The organism is Glaciihabitans sp. UYNi722 (genome assembly GCF_040549465.1).
Lineage (GTDB): Bacteria > Actinomycetota > Actinomycetes > Actinomycetales > Microbacteriaceae > Lacisediminihabitans.
The window spans coordinates 22,338-41,395 of sequence record NZ_JBEPTL010000011.1; the positions used below are offsets into that span (position 1 = coordinate 22,338).

Genomic DNA, 19,058 nt, shown 5'->3' on the forward strand with positions numbered 1-19,058 from the left:
GTGGGTGCTGTCAGCGGTGGGTGTCGGCGATAATACGTTCGACCGCGCGCTGCAGGGCGGTGGTGGCGGCGATGGAGTCGCCTGCGTAGCCGCCGGTCATGGCGCCATCCCTGGCGAGGATGAACTCGTCGCCCGCATCGCCGGGCAACGGGTGTCCGGCAGCCCGGAAGACGTCACCGACCCTCTCCGCATACCATTCGCGGTGGTCGGCGACCACCTGGCGCACGGGGTGCCGCGGGTCGGTGAATTCGGACGCCGCGTTAATGAAGGGACAGCCACGGAATCCTGGTCCTTCGATCGCGGTGACGATCATGTCCACGAGCGCAAGGATCGAGTGCTCCGGCGTCGGGGCGTTCGCGATGATCGTCTCGATGAATTCGCGGATCATCAGGTCGCGCCCGGTGATGTACTCCACGATGAGGCGGTCTTTCGAGCCGTAGTGCTTGTAGAAGGTGGCCTTGGTCACGCCAGATTCGCTGATGAGGCGATCGACTCCGACACTTCGGATTCCGTCGCCGTAGAAGAGGGTGTTGGCCGTCTCGAGGATGCGACGCTTGGCCGGCGCGGAAGACGCCTTGTGCGTCAGCGTCGGCCAGGGGGCACGCTGGCCGACTGGATCAGAATCAACAATCGGCACAGCGTGGCTCCCTCGGGCTAATCGGCTAGGTGTCCTCAAAGCCGTTCGGCAGCTAACCGGGCATGGGGGTTGCCCGGTGTTCTTGCCCCGTGAATTCGGGTTCACGGTTCTCACAGATGGTCACCCAACTCGACGAGTGGGTATCAGTCGAACATTCGGGTTGTTTTCCTGACGTTGGAAACTGTAACACATGAATGGGGACAGACAATCCTGTTTGTCCGCATTCATGCCGGCGAGTCGGTCCCCAGTTTGGGGGGTCGCGCGGGGAAGCTCGCAAAGCGGCGCGCGTGGGTGACGTAGGCTCGGTTCAATGAACGGTGCTGTCCCGCTGCCACTCGACCTGGCCGAACTGACCTTCACCGCATCCGGAGATTCGCGCGTTCGACGTAGCGTTCTTCCGAGCGGTGTCCGTATCCTCAGCGAGCAGGTGCCCGGTGCCAGGAGCGCCACCATCGGCTACTGGGTTGCTGTCGGCTCGCGTGACGAACTCCCCGCGACCTATGGCAGCACCCACTTTCTCGAACACCTTCTCTTCAAGGGCACCACACACCGGAGCGCGCTCGATATCGCCGTCAGCTTTGACGAGGTCGGTGGCGAGCACAATGCCATGACCGCCAAAGAATACACCTGCTACTACGCCAAGGTGCAGGATCGCGACCTTCCGATGGCGGTCGATGTGCTCTCTGACATGCTGACCTCCTCGATCATCGACGCCACAGAGTTCGAGAATGAGCGCGGCGTCATCCTCGAAGAACTCGCGATGGCCGACGACGACCCGGGTGACGTCACGAGCGAGCGCTTCTTCGAGGCGGTGCTGGGGGATCATCCGCTCGGACGTCCGATCGGGGGAAGCCCCGAGACGATCCAGGCGGCCACACACGATTCTGTCTGGAATCACTACCGAGCCAACTACCGTGCCCGGGACCTCGTCATCACCGTTGCGGGAGCCGTCGACCACGACGAGCTGGTGGCCGGTGTCGAGCAGGCCCTGGCCGCGGCAGGCTGGGACCTCGCTGTGGAGGCCGCGCCGGTGGAGCGCCGCGACGCGACCCACGACGTGATCGAGCGTGGCAGCCCTCTCGTCGTGGTGCAGCGTCCTATCGAGCAGGCAAACATCTTGCTCGGCGTCTCCGGAATTCCCGCGGCCGACGACCGCCGCTCGACTATGGCCGTACTCAATTCGGTGCTCGGCGGCGGCATGTCCTCGCGGCTCTTCCAGGAGATTCGAGAGAAACGCGGACTGGCGTACTCGGTCTACTCTTTCTCGCCGAGCTACTCCGACGCCGGGCTCTTCGGCCTCTACGCCGGATGCTCGCCCGCCAAGGCTGCGCAGGTCACCGAGCTGCTTCTCGCCGAGTTTCTTCGCATGGGCGAGGGTGGGGTGACCGATGACGAGATGCGTCGCGCCGTCGGACAGCTGAGCGGAGCATCCGCGCTGGCCCTCGAAGATTCAGATACCCGGATGTCGCGGCTCGGCCGTTCGGAGATCACCCTCGGTGAATTCTCCGACCTCGACGAGTCGCTGCGCCGCCTCGCTCTCGTGACCCCAGAGGACGTGCGGGAACTCGCCGTCGAACTCGCGTCACGTCCGCTTTCCATCGCCGCCGTCGGAACCGTCGACGCGGCCACGTTCGACGGACTCATCGACGAGCCCGTCAGCGCGTAACCAGCACCATCGAACGAGAGAAATACAGGAACAACGATGTCCCACTTCATTTATCTCGTGCGCCACGGCGAACAGCGGGATGCCGAGCATGGCATGCCGGATGGCCCCCTTTCTGCACGCGGCCAGCGTCAGGCGAAACTTGTCGCCGACCGGTTGAGCGGTGTTCCATTCACTGGAGCGTGGCACTCCCCGCTGCAGCGAGCCGAGGAGACCGCTCGTATCATGACGGCGAGCATGCCGAGCCTTGATGCCAAGCCGTCCGCGCTGCTTTTCGACTGCATCCCCTCCGGTCCGACACCGGACATGCCGCGCGCCTTCGATCACTTCTTCGGCTCTGTGACCAGGGACGAGGTCGAGGCAGGCGAGGCACAGATGGCGGATGCCGTGGCCGAGTGGCTGACGCCAGCTCGCGAAGATCGCCATGACCTGCTTATCACTCACAACTTCGTGATCGCGTGGTTCGTGCGTGAGGTCTTCGGGGCACCCGCGTGGCGATGGATGGGCCTCAACCAGGCCAATTGCGGGCTCACCATAATCCGCGTGCGATCGGCCAAGCCGCCGGTGCTGATCACCCACAACGACCTCGGTCACCTGCCGGCCGAGCTGCGCACCGGACTGCCAGACGGGCAGCCTTTCTAGGTACCGGTCGTGAGAGATCTCGACTGGTTCGATCAGCTGGGGCTTGATCGCCCCGGGCGTAGCGGCTTGGCGTACCAGTTGGTCGCGTTGGGATTGTCGTTGTATGGCGGCACCGAGACGAAACCCGACGATCGGTACAGCGCACCGGCCGCCTCGAGGCTGACGTTCGTGTCGAGTACGAGCTCGTCGGCGCCGCATGCCAACGCCCTGCGTTCAAGTTCGGCAAGCAGCGCGCGGCCATAGCCGCGTCCGCGAGTGCGCGGCTGCAGCCACAGATGCTTGACCTCGAAGCGGATGCCGCCGCTCTCGTCGGGCTCGATCATCCGGATTCCGCCGCATCCGACATCCGCCGGCTCGCCTGGTTCGTCGTCGGCTTCGACCACCAGGAAGACACCGTGTGGCGGGACGAAGTCCGAGGGCCGGGGAAATGTCGTGCGGTAGGCGCCCTGGCTGGCGGGGAAACCCTGCGCGCGGCTCGCGAAGTACTCGGCCAGGAGTTGATGCGCGGCGGGATCGTCGACGGATGTTTCACGCCAGGAGACCATGCTTCCAGCCTAGGCGGGCAGCTGATCCCCAGACGCTTGGTAGATTTGGGGGATGACAACCACGGTCGCCGTCGTCGGCGCGACAGGAAAAATGGGCACGCTCATCGGCCAGTTGATCGACGAGTCGGCCGACTTCGAGGTGGTCGCCAGTATTGGCTCGAAAGGGTCGCTGAACGAGATGCTCGTCGCAGACTGCGTGGTGGATGTCACAGTGCCAGCGGTGAGCCAGGATGTCGTCGACTTCGCCGTCGATCACGGCCTGAGCGTGCTCGTCGGGACCAGCGGATGGACCAGCACCCGGATCAGCTCCCTCGAGAGGCGAGTCGCGACGAAGAACACGGCCGACGGCACGTCGATCGGCGTCATCATCATCCCCAACTTCTCGCTGGGCTCGGTTCTTGCGACCGCTTTCGCCGCCATGGCGGCGAAGTTCTTCGACTCGATCGAGATCGTCGAAGCGCACAGCGCGTCCAAGGTCGATTCGCCTTCGGGCACGGCGACCCGCACGGCTGAGCTCATAGGTAACGCTCGTGCGACGCTCGGCCCTGTCGAGGCTCCGCACACCGATCAGCGGGCGCGGGGCCAGCAGGTCTCGAGCGTGCCGATCCACAGCCTGCGGATGCAGGGGATCGTCGCGAAGCAGGACGTCATCTTCGGCGGTACGGGGGAGGTGCTCACTCTCAGTCACGAGACGATCGAGTTGACCGCTTACATCGCCGGCATCCGTCTGGCACTCGCTGCGCTGAGGGACACGGAGGGCGTCGTCGTCGGGCTCGACAAGCTCATCGACCTCGGTTCCGCGGACCCGAGTCCGCAGTCGCCCGCATCGATCGAAACCACGTGAGGGGCCGTATCGCCGTCATCCTGATGGCGGCGCTCCTCATGCTCTACCTGGTGTTGGTCACACAGCTGGCGGTGCGGTTGCTCGCTGTCGACAACGGGGTCTCCAAGGCCCTCGGTATCGCGCTGATCGTGCTACCGCTGCTCGGACTCTGGGCGCTCATTGCAGAGCTGCTGTTCGGCATCCGCAGCGAGCGTCTGGTACGCATGCTCGACGCCTCGGGCGAGCTTCCGGTTGACAACCTGCCGAAGCGCACCAGCGGGCGTCCGGAGCGTGGGCCGGCGGATGAGGAATTTCCCCGATACCAAGCCGAGGTCGAGGCTGATCCCGGCAGCTGGAAGGCCTGGTTCCGGCTCGGACTCGCCTACGACGCGAGCGGGGACCGCCGTCGGGCGCGACAGTCGATCAGGCGCGCGATCACTCTTGAGCGCGCCGCTTAACGTTTCTTCCGTTTCGGCAGACCGGCCTTTTTCGGCAGACCAGCCTTTTTCGGCAGACCAGCCTTTTCCGGCAGGAAGGCGTCGATAGCTTCCTCCGCGGTGTTATGGCGGTAGACGAATCCGTCGTTCAAGAGTTTCTCCGGGACGATCTGCTGGCTGCTCAGCAATAGCTCAGGGCCAGCCTCTCGCAGCCCGAGGTTGATCGCGAACGTCGGCACGACGAAGTCATACCAGCGGTGCATCTGTTTTGCGACGTGGCGGGTGATGCGGTCGGAGGTCGCCGGCGTTGGACCGACGAGGTTGACCGGCCCGGTGAGTTTCGAGGTCAGCAGGTGACGGATGGCCGCGGCTTCGTCGTACAGGCTGATCCATGGCCAGATGTCACCGCCGGTTCCGAATCGCGATCCGAGGCCGACGCGCGTGAGGGCTATCACCGGGCCGAGGGATCCGCCGTTGCCGATGACGAAGCCGGTGCGGAACGTGACGAGCCGGGTCTTGGCTGGGCGAATCTGTGCGACCTGTTCCCACTGCTCGACGATGTCGCCGAGGAAGCCGGGTCCTCGCGAGGACGCTTCGGTGAGTCGTTCGCCTGGCCTGTCGCCGTAGAAACCCACCGCTGAAGCGCTCAGGAACACTTCGGGCGGTTTCGATGCCATCGACATCGCCTCGGCGAGGGCCTGCGTGGTCTGCAACCGAGAGCGCAGGATCTCTTTCTTGTACGAGGCGGTCCACGGCAGTCGCGCCAGCGAGGCGCCCGACAGGTTGATGACGGCGTCCACCGAGTCGATCAGGCTGGAGTCGAGGATGCGTGCGGTCGGTGCCCAGTTGATCTCGTTCTCGGCGCGCGGCTGTCGACGCACAAGTGTGAGCACGTCGTGGCCGTCTTCGCGCAGCTGATGGCTGAGCTCGGTTCCGATGAACCCGGATGCCCCCGAGATCAATACCCGCATTTTCCGCTTGTCACGCAGGCGGCGGGGCACGGCGGGTCGTTCGGATGCGGGCACTATGCGAGGTTAGCTTCCAGGGTGATCGGGATGCCGGTCAACGCGCGAGAGACGGGGCAGTTCGCCTTGGCATCCGCTGCGACGCGCTGGAAATCTTCGTCACTGATGCCGGGCACTTTGGCACTTACCAGGAGGTGACTGCCGGTGATTCCTTCTGCGGGGTCGAAGGTCACGGCGGCTGTCACCTGGAGGTTCTGCGGAGGAGTCCCGAACTCGGTGAGGGCGTTGGCAAGCGCCATCGAGAGGCAAGCGGAGTGCGCGGCCCCGAGAAGTTCTTCCGGGTTGGTCTTGCCCGTTTCGCCTTCTGCGCGCGCTGCCCAACTGACAGGGAATTCCGCCGCATCGGACGAGTCGAGCGAGACGGTGCCCGCCCCGCTCTTCAGATCGCCGATCCAGAGCGTTGTCGCTTCGCTGGTAACCGCCATGGTTCCTCCTCCGTTGGATGACGACAGCATATGTCACCCTCGTGAAGGCTCTGCCAGCGGAGGAGTGGTTCGACAACCGTTTATAGGCTGCTTCTGTCGCCACGACAGCGCCGGACTATGACCCTTGCTGCAACAGACTCCACTGGTTCAGGACGGTCCTGAACCAGAGGAGTTTGCACACCTGGCGATCGACTGCCAGTGCGATCCTCCCGTTATCAACTTCTCGACACTGTGTCAGCCGCTGGGTTCTCCCCAGACGATGGGTTCAGCGTCGTGATCGTCCTAGCCAACCTTGATACTCGGGAGATGCCCACACTCGTTTCCACTCTTCGCGATCTCGGCGGTCTGGCGCACATCGGCGATCTTGTGGGCCGGGGCTATCCTCCCGAGTTCATTCGCATGCAGGCTGACTATGGGCGGATAATCCGGGTGAGAAAAGGTTGGTACGCCGTTGGTGATGTCCCCGAGGAGGTGCTCCGTGCCTGTCGAGTGGGCGGGAGACTTGCTTGTGTCAGTGCACTCGCCTTTCACTGGCTATGTCCGCCGGAGCTCGGGAGTTTGCACGTCAGCGTTAAGGGAAACGCGTCCAGGTTCAGAGATTCGCTTACGGCACGAGGCCGTTTAGGCGGAAAAGCTCTAGCGCCAGTCGTGCTGCATTGGAGTCGCCGAGAACTCGCGGGCGACCGTCGGGCTGTTTCGGTCAGCGAAGCTTTGGCTCAGGCGTCTGCTTGCCGGTCGCGCATACCTGCGATCGCCCAGGCAGCACCGGACGCGGCCGCAGGCGATAACCTGTAGTTCGTGTCTACGTCTCACAATCCCTTCGGTCAGGTACTCGTTGCGCTGGTGACCCCGTTCACCGCTGACGGCGAAGTCGACTGGGCCGGCGTGGAGAAGCACATCGACGACGTCATCACCGCGGGTGCCGACGGCATCGTGGTCACCGGCACGACCGGCGAGACCAGCACGCTCACCGACCCGGAGAAGCTCAAGCTCGTCGAGGTCGGCAAGTCCGTTGCGGCCGGGCGAGCCAAAATCATCACCGGAGGCGGGTCGAACGAGACCGCGCACGCGATCGAGCTCTACAAGCACAGCGAGAAGGCCGGTGCCGACGCCGTCATGATCGTGACGCCGTACTACAACAAGCCGACCCAGGCGGGTGTGCTTACGCACTTCCGCATGATCGCTGACGCGACCGACCTGCCGGTGATCCTTTACGACATCCCGGGGCGCACCGGCATCCCGATCAAATATGAGACGATCCTTCGTGCGGCTCAGCATCCGAACATCCTCGCGGTCAAAGACGCCAAGGGCGACTTCAGCGAGGTCAGCCGGGTGCTCAACCAGACCGACCTCCTGTACTTTTCCGGCGATGACGTCAACGTGCTGCCGCACCTGAGCATCGGAGCCACAGGACTCATCGGCGTGACGGCCAATATCGCCGCCGCACCGTATCGGGTGATCGTGGATGCGGTGAACGCCGGCGACCTGAAGACCGCCACGGCCGCGCACAAACAGCTCGAACCGCTCGTGCGCGCCGTTATGACGCACGTTCCAGGGACGGTGGCGGCCAAGTACATCCTTCACGGACTCGGCCGTATCGAGTCCCCCCGCGTACGCCTGCCACTCGTCGGCCCGGAAGACTTCGAAGCAGCCCAGATCGAAGATGAGCTCGCGCTCGTCGGCGAGATCCCCGGTGTCGACCTGAGCAACTTCCGCCCAGATCGCAACGCAGCGGCCGGCGGAGCGCTGCCCAAGGTCGCCGGCACCACGCGCTGAGAACACGCAGTGCCAAGAACTTAATACAGGGGGCTAGAGGCCTCGCAAAGCACGACCACTGGACGATATGAACTCACCTGTCTACGACCCACGCCCACTTTCCCCCGGAACCCTCCGCGTCATCCCGATCGGCGGTCTCGGCGAAATCGGTCGCAACATGACCAGCTACGAGATCGACGGAAAGATCCTCATCGTCGACTGCGGTGTGCTCTTCCCGGAAGAGAACCAGCCGGGTGTCGACCTGATCCTCCCCGACTTCAGTCCGATCAAAGACCGTCTCGACGACGTGATCGGCGTCGTGCTCACCCACGGCCACGAAGACCACATCGGCGCGGTTCCCTACCTGCTGCGCCTGCGCCAGGACATCCCGCTCATCGGATCCAACCTCACTCTCGCGCTCATCGAGGCGAAACTCAAAGAGCACCGCATCACGCCGTACACCCTCAGCGTCACCGAGGGCCAGCACGAGAAGCTCGGCCCGTTCGACCTCGAGTTCATCGCCGTGAACCACTCGATTCCGGATGCGCTCGCCGTCGCCATCTCGACGACCGCCGGCCTTGTGCTGCACACCGGCGATTTCAAGATGGACCAGCTGCCGCTCGACGACCGCATCACAGACCTGCGCGCCTTCGCGCGCCTCGGCGAGGTGGGCGTCGACCTGTTCCTGCCCGACTCCACCAACGCCGACGTACCGGGGTTCACCGCACCCGAACGCGACATCGGGCCGGTGCTCGAATCGGTGATCTCCAAAGCCCCCCGGCGCGTGATCGTGGCGAGTTTCTCCAGCCACGTGCACCGCGTACAGCAGGTGCTGGATGCCGCCCACGCCAACGGACGCCGTGTCGCCTTCATGGGCCGCTCGATGGTGCGCAACATGACCATCGCCGCCGATCTCGGCTATCTCAAAGTTCCAGACGGCGTGCTGATCGAAGCGAAGAAGGCAGCCGACCTCCCTGATAACAAGATCGTCTACATGTCGACCGGATCCCAGGGTGAGCCGATGGCCGTGCTCGCGCGCATGGCCAACCTCGAGCACCAGATCGAGGTCGGCAAGGGTGACACCGTGATCCTCGCCTCCAGCCTGATCCCCGGCAACGAGAACGCTGTCTATCGCGTGATCAACGGCCTGACGAAGCTCGGCGCGAACGTCGTGCACAAGGGCAATGCCAAGGTGCACGTCTCCGGTCATGCTTCGGCCGGTGAGCTGCTCTACGTCTACAACATTCTCAAGCCGAAGAACGTGCTGCCTGTTCACGGCGAATATCGTCACCTGGTCGCGAACCAGCAGCTCGCAATGCTCACCGGGGTACCGGAGGAGAACACGATCATCGGCGAGGACGGCACCGTCATCGATCTCAAAGACGGTATAGCCGAGATCGTCGGCCAGCTCGACCTCGGCTATGTCTACGTCGATGGTGCGAGCGTCGGAGAGATCACGGATGCCGACCTCAAAGACCGCAGGATACTGGCGGAGGAGGGCTTCGTCTCGATCTTCGTGGCGATCGACGCCCAGACCGGTAGGGTCATCGTCGGCCCGGAGATCCAGGCGCGTGGGTTCGCCGAGGGCGAGGCCGTGTTCGACGAAGTCAAACCGCTCATCGTGCGTGCGATCTCGGACGCTGCGGCGAACGGCACCCGGGACACTCACGCTTTCAGCCAGGTCATCCGGCGCACTGTCGGTCGCTGGGTAAACACCTCGCACCGCCGTCGACCGATGATCGTCCCGGTGGTCATCGAGGCCTGACCGTCTCAGGGTAAACCCTCATCGGCCCCTGAAATCGCTCGTTTCATCCGCAAGTCGGATGTCGCAGCGTCGCTACTCTCATAGAGTGAGCGAAGCTTGACATTCAGACAAAGGGGCAGACGTGGGCGTGGTGCGCAAGTGGGTTTTTCCGATCATTCGAATCCTGATCTTCGCGGCTGTCGCTATTGCGCTGGTCAAGCTGGCGTTCTTCGCCGGTGCGACGCAGGCGAGTGACCCGACGCTGCCAACCGGAGAGATCAGCGAACCTCAGACGGCGGTGACGATCGGCACGATCACGAACGACGTCAAGCTGAAGGGCACAGTTTCAGCCGATACGGCCGTGCCGATCAAGGCGACCCTCGCGGGTGAGGTCAAGAAGGTCCTGGTCACCCAGGGCCAGGCCGTCGCCGCCAATACGCCGGTGCTGACCATCCGCTCCGACACTTTCTCACCCGAGGGCACCCCGATTAACAAGACCGTCACGGTGCTCGCCGGTTCCGCGGGCGCACTGTCGTCCTTTCCGGTGATCGTCGGCCAGGTCGTCGCCGTCGGTGACGCGCTCGGCCAGGTGGCCCCGCCATCCTTCAACGTCTCTGCCACACTCTCACCCGAGCAGCAGTACCGGCTGCTGAACCAGCCGACCGAGGCGCAGGTCACCATCACGGGCGGCCCTGCACCCTTCACCTGCACGGGGCTTTCAATCACCACGGCGCTCGCGGGTTCGGGTTCCGGATCCGGCTCGGGTTCTGGATCAGGGCAGTCAGGCGACCCGGGCAACTCCGGCAACGCCAGCAGTGGCACGACGGTGAGATGCGCCGTGCCTGCGGAGGTCAAGGTTTTCGGCGGTCTCGCGGCCAACCTGACGATCTCCGGCGGCGTCGCCGACAGGGTGCTCGTCGTGCCGATCACCGCCGTCGAAGGCACCGTCCAGGCCGGCAACGTCTACATGATGACGGATGGCGGCAAGCCGGAGAAGCACGCGGTAACCCTCGGGCTCAGCGACGGCAAGAACGTCCAGGTCACCGGCGGGCTCAAGGAGGGAGTGCAGATCCTCGAGTTCGTCCCTGGCGCACCGGCTTCGAACAGCGGAGACTGCCCACCGTCTGGCGGTAACGGCACCTGCGTGAGCGCCCAGTGAGCCTGCTTCGACTCGAGGGGGTCACTCGTTCGGTACAGCTGCCGGATGAGGGCATCCTGGAGATCCTCAAAGGCGTCGACCTCGAGGTGGCCGTCGGCGACCATGTCTCGATCGTCGGACGCAGCGGATCGGGCAAATCCACCCTTCTCAACCTGTTGGGTCTCCTCGACAATCCCACGGCGGGGAGCATCTATCTCGACGATCGCCTCACCAGCGACCTGTCTTCCAACGCCCGAGACCGTGCCCGCGGATCGGAGATCGGATTCATCTTCCAGCAGTTCAACCTGCTGAGCGGTCGCACCGCGCTTGAGAACGTCATGACCCCGCTGCTCTATGCCAGCGGCCGCAGGTTTTGGCGTCGGAAGCAGCTGGCGACCGAGATGCTCGAGAAGGTCGGGTTGGGCTCTCGCATCATGTCGATTCCTGAGAAGCTCTCCGGCGGCGAGCAGCAGCGAGTCGCCATCGCGCGCGCACTCGTGCGTGGCCCACGCCTGATCCTGGCCGACGAACCGACTGGCGCGCTCGACATCGAGACCGGCGCGAGCGTGATGGCCCTGCTCGACGACGTCGCGGAGAGTTCGGGTGCCGCGCTCATCACCATCACCCACGATGCGAACGTGGCCGCTCTCGCACGTCGCCACTATCGACTCGACCGCGGAGTGCTCGCGTCCGTCGACGTGTCGCGCGTGCTCGCCCTCTCGATGCCGGAGGTGACGCTGTGAGCGCACGGAACGACCGGCAGTCCTTTGCCGCGGCCCTGGTGGGATCGTTCAGTGAAGCCTGGGCGGAGGTGCGCATCCATCGCACCCGCGTTCTGCTCAGCCTCATCGGTGTGGCGGTCGCAGTCGCAGCCATTACCAGCGTCGTCGGGCTCGGCAGTGTGGCCGAGCAGTCGCTGCAAGAGAGCAGCGAGCGTTCGGGCGGGCGTCCATCCACTCTCGGCGTCTACGCCAATACGAATGACGGATCGCCGTTCGACTACTCGGCCATCTCGACAGCCTTCGAAACCGTAACGAAACGCTACAAGGTCGACTACCACAGCGTCATCATCAATGGCCCCCAGGACGTGCAGTTCAGCACTGGTGCCGCCTCGGCGAACGTCACAGCTGTGGATGCCGACTGGGGCACGATGCATCGGGCGGACATCACCAAGGGCAGCTGGTTCTCCGAGTCGGACGCTGATCGACTCGCTCCCGCAATCGTGGTCAACGACTTTTTCTGGAAGCAACTGGGGTCACCGGACCTCCGCACGCATCCCACCGCGAGCCTGCTCGGGCCGCATCCGGTCACCGCGGTCGTTGTCGGCGTCATCAACGTGCCCTACTCCGGCGACCAGCCGAGCATGTATATGCTCTCGTCAGCATTCACCGCCATCTCGGATCCTGCGACGCTGGCCACCCTCCAGCCCCAGTACGAGGCATGGGTTCCGCCCGCCATCTCCAAGAAGCTCGTGCCGCTGTTCAGACGTGATATTCGCGCCGCCGCGGGTTCCGGCATCAACGTCGAGGTGAATCGACAGGACTACGCGGCATACGGGGAGGATCCGTTACTGCCGGTGAAGATCGGTGTTGGCGGTGTCGCCGGACTCGTCCTCTTCCTCGGGGCGCTTGGCCTCGTGAACATCTCTCTCGTGACAGTGCGACAGCGCGTGCGGGAGATCGGCATCAGGCGCAGTTTCGGCGCGACAGCGGGCCGGGTCTTCTTCGCGGTGATGATGGAGAGTGTGGTCGCGACCTTCGCCGCCGGCGTGGTCGGGGTGGGCGTCGCCATCGCGGTCGTCGAGAATCCGATGGTCCAGGCGCTTATCTCGCAGGGGGTCACCGAGCTGCCACCGTTCCCGATCAGCGCGGCGATCATCGGCCTGGTGAGCGCCACCGTCGTCGGAGCATTGGCCGGTCTCCTGCCCGCCATCGCGGCGGTGCGGTTCAAGGTGATCGATGCGATCCGGTACTGACACGCGCTCCGCGCATCCGGGCTCTGACGGCCCCCGGCGCTACCGTTGAAATATGGCTACGAGCACCAGGTCGACCCCGCGTGCCCGCACGACGACGTCGCGCGGCACCGGCCGCGCGACCGGCAAAGGAATGACCAGGAAACTGCCGACCGTCAAGCCGGTTCCGGTCGACGAGCCCGGACTGCTGAGCAAGGGCTGGCTGGGGCTTGCCCACGCGGTCGGCGGAGCATTTCGGGTGCTGGGCAAAGAGACCCTCGCCAAGGGGGAGCGTCGTGACGGTGTTCCATTCTTTCTCTTCATCCTGGCCGTCGTCGGTGCCGTCGTCGAATGGTTCAACCCCGGCGATCCAGTAGCGACCGCCCTCGACGCCTACACCTTCGGCGGACTGTTCGGCCGCGTTGCCTTCGCGCTGCCGGTGATCATGCTGCTGTTCGCGATCTGGCTGTTCCGGCATCCGTCCTCTGTACATGACAACGGCCGCATCGGCATCGGCCTCGCGGTGCTGCTCACCTCGGTGAGCGCTCTGTGCCACATCTTCGGCACCCAGCCGCAGCCCTCAGCAGGCATGGAGGTGCTCGCGCGTGCAGGAGGCGTGATCGGGTGGGTGCTCGCCGGCCCGCTCCTCGCCGTCGGCACGGCGTGGCTCGCGACCCCGATCGTCTGTGTGCTGCTGCTGCTCTCGCTCTTCATTATCACCAAAACCCCGCCGAACCGCATCGGCTCACGTCTCACCGAGCTCTACGCCTACCTCTTCGGCGCCCAGATTCCGGATGCCGAAACGCGCGTGCTGCAGAAGGGCACGACGGCAGACACCGGCACCTTCGGCACCATGGGAGACCTCGGGCTCGAACCCGAGGACTCCGCATCGCTCCCGTGGTGGCGCCGAAACAAGACCCAGCGCGAGGGCGACCCGGCCTTTGACTCGCCCGTCGTCTCGAAGGACGACAACGCCACGGAGGTTATCGACCACACGCGTCGAGACGACGAGTTCGGTACAGAGCTGCTCGGGGAACTGGACAACGCGGAGAAGGCCGTCAAGCGGTTCACCGGCGAGGTCGACGTCGCCCCGGTCACCGGAATCCGCGACGACGGTCCGTTGATCGCGGAGCTGCTCCCCGGATTCTCGGACCGAGCGTCGGTCAAGGGAGATCTCGGCGAGTTCGACGCGGCTGCCGCGGCGCCGAGAATCCCGCAACCGACCGCGCCGTACCGGCTGCCAGCGACATCCACCCTTGTTCCCGGAACACCGCCGAAGTCGCGCTCAGAAGCCAACGACGCCATCGTCGCCGCGATCAGCGAAGTGCTCAATCAGTTCTCGGTCGATGCGAAGGTCACCGGTTTCAGCCGTGGCCCGACGGTCACGCGCTACGAGATCGAACTCGGCCCCGGCGTCAAGGTCGAGCGTGTCACGGCACTGACTAAGAACCTCTCCTACGCGGTGGCAAGCAACGAGGTACGAATCCTCGCGCCGATCCCCGGCAAGAGCGCCATCGGCGTGGAGGTACCCAACGCCGATCGTGAGATCGTGTCGCTCGGTGATGTGCTGCGTTCCAAGGCGAGCACCTCGAGCGCGCATCCGCTGACCATCGGCCTCGGTAAGGACGTCGAGGGTGGCTTCGTCGTCGCCAACCTGGCGAAAATGCCTCACCTCCTCGTCGCAGGCGCCACCGGCTCTGGAAAGTCGAGTTTCGTCAACTCGATGATCACCTCGCTGCTCATGCGGGCGAAACCTGCTGAAGTGCGCATGGTGCTCATCGACCCGAAGCGTGTCGAACTCGCTCCCTACGCCGGCATCCCGCATCTGATCACACCCATCATCACGAACCCGAAGAAGGCTGCCGAAGCGCTGGCCTGGGTCGTGAAAGAGATGGACATGCGTTACGACGACCTGGCCAGCTTCGGCTTCCGCCACATCGACGACTTCAACGCCGCCGTCATCGCCAACGAGATCGTGCTCCCGTCAGGGAGCGAACGCTCGCTCAAGCCCTACCCCTACCTTCTCGTGGTCGTCGACGAGCTCGCCGACCTGATGATGGTCGCCCCGCGCGACGTCGAGGACTCGATCGTTCGCATCACCCAGTTGGCTCGGGCATCCGGAATCCATCTCGTACTGGCTACCCAGCGTCCGTCGGTAGACGTGGTGACCGGGCTCATTAAGGCGAACGTGCCGTCGCGTCTGGCGTTCGCAGTATCGAGCATGACCGACTCCCGCGTCATCCTCGACCAGCCGGGCGCTGACAAGCTGATCGGCCAGGGTGACGCGCTCTTCCTGCCGATGGGTGCTTCGAAGGCAATCCGTGTGCAGGGCGCATGGGTCACCGAGAATGAGGTCAACGCTGTCGTGCAACACGTCACGCGCCAGGCTCGCCCCGAGTATCGGCAGGATGTCGCGGCGGCTGCGGAGAAGAAGCAGATCGACGGCGACATCGGCGACGACCTCGAGGTGCTGCTCGCGGCGGCGGAGCTCGTCGTGAGCACCCAGTTCGGATCGACATCCATGCTCCAGCGCAAGCTGAGGGTCGGTTTCGCGAAGGCCGGGCGCCTGATGGACCTGCTCGAGTCACGCGAGATCGTCGGCCCTTCCGAGGGCTCCAAGGCGCGCGACGTGCTGGTCGCGCCGGAGCAGCTGCCCGGTGTGCTCGCCCGCCTGCGTGGCGAGGACGGCCCGGCAACCACGGCGACCGACGACCGGTACTCCGCCGATCCGGTGGGAGACATGACGACCGGTTACGATGAGGTCGACGGATCTTCGGATGAGGATGCCTGGAACTTGACCGACAGGGAGTGATCCGTGGCTCTGCCTGAACCAGTTGAGCCGGCCGCGAAGAGACCCAATCCGATGCGCGGCAGGGTCGCTCGGTCAGGCGACACACCCGCCAGCACCGGCAACGTGGCGAACATCGTCACCGTCGTCCGCATCTTCATGGCTCCGGCCTTCATCTGGCTTCTGCTCGCCGACAACGGCCAACTCGGCGTTCTGCGGTATGTCGCGGCGATCCTCTTCGTGGTCGCCATCGTCACCGACACCGTCGACGGGATTCTCGCCCGTCGCCAGAATCTGGTCACCGACTTCGGCAAGATCCTCGACCCGATCGCCGACAAGGTGCTCATCGGGGGAGCGCTCGTTGCCCTCTCGATCCTCGGTGAGCTGTGGTGGTGGGTAACCATCCTGATCCTCGTACGCGAGTTCGGTATCACCATCTTCCGCTTCGCCGTGATCCGCACCAGGGTGATTCCCGCGGTCGCCAGCGGAAAACTCAAGACCGTGCTTCAGGCGGTGGGCATCTCGCTTCTCCTCTTCCCGTTCTGGATTTTCCTCGGCACCTGGGAACTCTGGGTCGGCTGGGTGGTCATCGGCGCCGCTACCGTTCTCACCGTTGTCTCTGGCATCGACTTCGTGATCAAGTACCTGCAGCAGAACCGCCAGAAGGCCTGAGCGGTGCCGTCAGTCCCAGCCGTGCCATCGTCGTCAGCTGCGGATGACGCGGCACAGCTGATCGCGCTCCTCACCGAGCGACGGCTCACTGTCGCAGTTGCCGAGTCCCTGACCGGCGGACTCCTCGTGGCGGAGCTCATCCGCATCCCCGGTGCGTCCGCCGTAGTCCTCGGCGGCGTGGTGGCCTACAACACCGCGCTCAAGCACAGCGTGCTGGGGGTGGATGCCGAGCTGCTCGCCGAGCATGGGCCGGTGCATCCGGATGTCGCCTCCCAGATGGCGACAGGGGTGCGCGAGGTGCTGGCCGTGGATGGACGCCCCGCCGACATCGGGCTCTCGACGACCGGCGTCGCCGGACCAGGCCCGCAGGATGGACAGCCGGTCGGTACCGTGTTCCTCGGCCTCGCCATTCGCGATGATGTGAGTTCGCTGCGACTGTCGCTCGATGGCGATCGCCAGGCCATCCGTAGTCGTGTCGTCTACGAATCACTCCAACAGCTGAAAAGTGCGCTGAATGCAAGCTGACGAGTCTGGTGGGAATCTTTCTCGTTTCGATCTCGTTACATCACAGTGATTCACAAGCGTCACACAGATGCGGCTGGTTAGAGTTTGCTTATCGGTGGTTGTAGTGTTATTCAACCATTGACCAGTTTCGTCCGGTGGTCAGGTTGTGTTTCGTGTCAAGGAGGAGGGTCCAATGGTTCTAGTTCGTCAAGAAATCGGTGACGTGCTCCGGGACTTCCGCCTGCAGAAGGGACGTACCCTTCGTCAGGTCGCGAGCAAAGCAAGTGTTGCTCTCGGCTACCTCAGCGAGGTGGAGCGTGGCCAGAAAGAGGCCAGCTCTGAGATTCTCGCGTCGGTTGCGGATGCACTCGAAACACCGATCTCGGTGATTATGCGTGAGGTGGGTGACCGCCTCGCCGTGATCGAAGGGATCAACGTCATTCCCGACACCGTCCCCGACGACCTCGTCGCGGACTTCGACGCAGGACTCGTCAGTCGTTGACGAGGTCGCGTCGCTGACAAGACTTAGCCCTGCACGGACGGTGTGCCGCAGTGGGGATGGATGCCCGGCTCTGTGAGCCGGGCATCTTTCGTTAAGCGACCGTCGATCATCCGCCCAGCAGTCGGGCAGTAGGTTTGAATTATGCGATTGAGCGAGTTTTGGACGGCTGTGAGCGACGAGTTCGGCGTGTCCTACGGCCGTACGCTCACCCACGACCTGGTACTCGGCGAACTCGGCGACGTGACGGCCGAGCAGGCTCTCGAAAAGGGTCATGGCATCCGTGAGACCTGGCTGGCGCTGTGTCGTGCAGTGGATGTACCGGAAAGCCGCTGGTACGGCGTAGGCCAGCGCGTGCCGAAAGCGTAGCTTCGAACGAGTGCAACACGCCGAGTGAAAACATTCGAACATGTCTTCGGATGCGACTATGCTCCTTCACAGCGGCGAATAGCAGCGAGTTATGCACCGCACGCCCGGCGTTTCGAGGGAATGTCCCCGGCCGAGCGTACTGTCAGACCCGTTGGAGTTAGCCACTAACAGCCTTGTCGCAGGCCGGAAGAACCTTGCAGGATCGGTTCCCCGGCGAAACGGCAGCCTATAGGCGCATCGTCACGACAGTGCGGGTCACCCGCACCATGAAGGAGCATCACATGCCATCAGTTGCTGATCGCGAAAAGTCCCTGGAAACCGCCCTCGCCCAGATCGACCGCCAGTTCGGCAAGGGTTCCGTCATGCGCCTCGGCAGTGACGAGCGCGCTCCTGTCGCGGTGATCCCCACCGGTTCGATCGCGCTCGACGTTGCGCTTGGAATAGGCGGTCTGCCCCGTGGGCGCATCGTGGAGATCTATGGCCCGGAGTCCTCGGGTAAGACCACTCTCACCCTGCACGCCATCGCCAACGCCCAGCGCGCCGGCGGTATCGCGGCCTTCATCGACGCAGAGCACGCTCTCGACCCCGAGTATGCCAAGTCGCTCGGTGTCGACATCGACGCACTGCTCGTCTCGCAGCCCGACACGGGGGAGCAGGCGCTCGAGATCGCCGACATGCTCGTGCGCTCCGGATCGATCGACCTCGTCGTCATCGACTCCGTCGCGGCACTCGTGCCTCGCGCCGAGATCGAGGGCGAGATGGGTGACTCCCACGTGGGCCTCCAGGCTCGCCTGATGTCACAGGCACTGCGCAAGCTCACCGGTGGCCTCAGCCAGACCAACACGACAATGATCTTCATCAACCAGTTGCGCGAGAAGATCGGTGTGTTCTTCGGCAGCCCGGAGACGACAGCCGGCGGTAAGGCTCTCAAGTTCTACGCCTCCGTGCGTCTCGACATCCGTCGCATCGAAACCCTCAAGGAGGGCACGGATGCCGTTGGTAACCGCACCCGCGTAAAGGTTGTCAAAAACAAGATGGCCCCGCCCTTCAAGCAGGCAGAGTTCGACATCCTGTACGGAACGGGAATCTCCCGCGAGGGCAGCCTCATCGATTTCGGTGTCGAGCACGAGATCGTGCGCAAGTCCGGCGCCTGGTACACCTACGACGGCGACCAGCTCGGCCAGGGCAAGGAGAATTCGCGCAAGTACCTCATCGCAAACGCTGCGGTCGCCAACGAGATTGAAGAGAAGATCAAGCTCAAGCTCGGCATCATCGTCGACCAGAAAGCTGTGGCAGCGGCAGCGGCCGCCGACCTCAGGGCCGCCTCTCTTACGCAGACAGCCGTGGCGAAAACGGCATCGGCCAAGAGCCGCGCGGTGAGTGCCGCCGACCTCGAGGCTTCAGCCTCCTTTGAAGACCGCACCGCGGTCGGAGCGTAACC

Annotated in this window: 19 protein-coding genes; 15 read left to right on the plus strand and 4 right to left on the minus strand. The window is 64.2% G+C overall.

The genetic code is table 11. The annotated features are described in order from the left end of the window. Positions 1-10 precede the first annotated feature (10 nt). Positions 11-637 carry a TetR family transcriptional regulator gene (locus ABIB56_RS09745; RefSeq protein WP_354569012.1) on the minus strand — a complete coding sequence of 209 codons (627 nt, stop codon included), beginning with the start codon at positions 635-637 and terminating at the stop codon, positions 11-13. A gap of 310 nt (positions 638-947) precedes the next feature. Here ABIB56_RS09745 and ABIB56_RS09750 point away from each other — a divergent pair, with 310 nt between their 5' ends. Beyond that, on the plus strand, positions 948-2,303 hold the full coding sequence (locus tag ABIB56_RS09750; protein ID WP_354569013.1) for a M16 family metallopeptidase: 1,356 nt from the start codon (positions 948-950) through the stop codon (positions 2,301-2,303). A gap of 36 nt (positions 2,304-2,339) precedes the next feature. Continuing rightward, positions 2,340-2,942 carry a histidine phosphatase family protein gene (locus ABIB56_RS09755; RefSeq protein WP_354569014.1) on the plus strand — a complete coding sequence of 201 codons (603 nt, stop codon included), beginning with the start codon at positions 2,340-2,342 and terminating at the stop codon, positions 2,940-2,942. Positions 2,943-2,974: 32 nt separating this feature from the next. Here ABIB56_RS09755 and ABIB56_RS09760 read toward each other — a convergent pair whose 3' ends face one another. After that, positions 2,975-3,487 carry a GNAT family N-acetyltransferase gene (locus ABIB56_RS09760; RefSeq protein ID WP_354569015.1) on the minus strand — a complete coding sequence of 171 codons (513 nt, stop codon included), beginning with the start codon at positions 3,485-3,487 and terminating at the stop codon, positions 2,975-2,977. A gap of 52 nt (positions 3,488-3,539) precedes the next feature. On the opposite strand from ABIB56_RS09760, the gene dapB reads away from it, so the two are divergent. Together dapB and ABIB56_RS09770 are read left to right on the plus strand one after the other, a co-directional pair. Further along, positions 3,540-4,331, plus strand: a complete 792-nt coding sequence (dapB, locus tag ABIB56_RS09765) for a 4-hydroxy-tetrahydrodipicolinate reductase (protein ID WP_354569016.1) — start codon at positions 3,540-3,542, stop codon at positions 4,329-4,331. Continuing rightward, positions 4,328-4,768, plus strand: coding sequence for a hypothetical protein (locus ABIB56_RS09770; RefSeq protein WP_354569017.1), 441 nt, complete (start codon positions 4,328-4,330; stop codon positions 4,766-4,768). Before dapB ends, ABIB56_RS09770 begins: the two co-directional genes overlap by 4 nt. Here ABIB56_RS09770 and ABIB56_RS09775 read toward each other — a convergent pair. Together ABIB56_RS09775 and ABIB56_RS09780 are read right to left on the minus strand one after the other, a co-directional pair. Further along, complete coding sequence (locus tag ABIB56_RS09775; RefSeq protein ID WP_354569018.1) at positions 4,765-5,772, minus strand: TIGR01777 family oxidoreductase; 1,008 nt, start codon at positions 5,770-5,772, stop codon at positions 4,765-4,767. The genes ABIB56_RS09770 and ABIB56_RS09775 overlap by 4 nt on opposite strands. Then, positions 5,772-6,197 carry an OsmC family peroxiredoxin gene (locus tag ABIB56_RS09780; protein WP_354569019.1) on the minus strand — a complete coding sequence of 142 codons (426 nt, stop codon included), beginning with the start codon at positions 6,195-6,197 and terminating at the stop codon, positions 5,772-5,774. Before ABIB56_RS09780 ends, ABIB56_RS09775 begins: the two co-directional genes overlap by 1 nt. Positions 6,198-6,995: 798 nt before the next feature. Here ABIB56_RS09780 and dapA point away from each other — a divergent pair. The 11 genes from dapA to recA all read left to right on the plus strand — a co-directional run bounded on the left by dapA (position 6,996) and on the right by recA (position 19,056). Beyond that, positions 6,996-7,973: a 4-hydroxy-tetrahydrodipicolinate synthase gene (gene dapA, locus ABIB56_RS09785; protein ID WP_354569020.1), complete on the plus strand. Its 978-nt coding sequence runs from the start codon at positions 6,996-6,998 to the stop codon at positions 7,971-7,973. Between the two features lie 67 nt (positions 7,974-8,040). Beyond that, positions 8,041-9,717, plus strand: coding sequence for a ribonuclease J (locus tag ABIB56_RS09790; RefSeq protein ID WP_354569021.1), 1,677 nt, complete (start codon positions 8,041-8,043; stop codon positions 9,715-9,717). Between the two features lie 121 nt (positions 9,718-9,838). After that, the gene (locus ABIB56_RS09795) at positions 9,839-10,855 is read left to right on the plus strand and encodes an efflux RND transporter periplasmic adaptor subunit (protein WP_354569022.1); all 1,017 of its coding nucleotides are present in this window, start codon (positions 9,839-9,841) and stop codon (positions 10,853-10,855) included. Further along, complete coding sequence (locus ABIB56_RS09800) at positions 10,852-11,577, plus strand: ABC transporter ATP-binding protein (RefSeq protein ID WP_354569023.1); 726 nt, start codon at positions 10,852-10,854, stop codon at positions 11,575-11,577. The genes ABIB56_RS09795 and ABIB56_RS09800 overlap by 4 nt, the downstream gene beginning before the upstream one ends. After that, positions 11,574-12,809, plus strand: coding sequence for an ABC transporter permease (locus ABIB56_RS09805; RefSeq protein ID WP_354569024.1), 1,236 nt, complete (start codon positions 11,574-11,576; stop codon positions 12,807-12,809). The genes ABIB56_RS09800 and ABIB56_RS09805 overlap by 4 nt, the downstream gene beginning before the upstream one ends. A 52-nt stretch (positions 12,810-12,861) precedes the next feature. Beyond that, positions 12,862-15,597: an FtsK/SpoIIIE family DNA translocase gene (locus tag ABIB56_RS09810; protein ID WP_354569025.1), complete on the plus strand. Its 2,736-nt coding sequence runs from the start codon at positions 12,862-12,864 to the stop codon at positions 15,595-15,597. A 3-nt stretch (positions 15,598-15,600) separates the two neighbouring features. Next, positions 15,601-16,245 carry a CDP-diacylglycerol--glycerol-3-phosphate 3-phosphatidyltransferase gene (gene pgsA, locus ABIB56_RS09815; protein WP_502917587.1) on the plus strand — a complete coding sequence of 215 codons (645 nt, stop codon included), beginning with the start codon at positions 15,601-15,603 and terminating at the stop codon, positions 16,243-16,245. Positions 16,246-16,248: 3 nt separating this feature from the next. Beyond that, the gene (locus ABIB56_RS09820) at positions 16,249-16,770 is read left to right on the plus strand and encodes a CinA family protein (RefSeq protein ID WP_502917588.1); all 522 of its coding nucleotides are present in this window, start codon (positions 16,249-16,251) and stop codon (positions 16,768-16,770) included. A 172-nt stretch (positions 16,771-16,942) separates the two neighbouring features. After that, positions 16,943-17,251: a helix-turn-helix domain-containing protein gene (locus ABIB56_RS09825; protein ID WP_354569026.1), complete on the plus strand. Its 309-nt coding sequence runs from the start codon at positions 16,943-16,945 to the stop codon at positions 17,249-17,251. Between the two features lie 141 nt (positions 17,252-17,392). Continuing rightward, positions 17,393-17,617, plus strand: a complete 225-nt coding sequence (locus ABIB56_RS09830; RefSeq protein ID WP_354569027.1) for a DUF3046 domain-containing protein — start codon at positions 17,393-17,395, stop codon at positions 17,615-17,617. 281 nt (positions 17,618-17,898) lie between these two features. Next, on the plus strand, positions 17,899-19,056 hold the full coding sequence (gene recA / locus ABIB56_RS09835) for a recombinase RecA (RefSeq protein ID WP_354569028.1): 1,158 nt from the start codon (positions 17,899-17,901) through the stop codon (positions 19,054-19,056). Positions 19,057-19,058 lie beyond the last annotated feature (2 nt).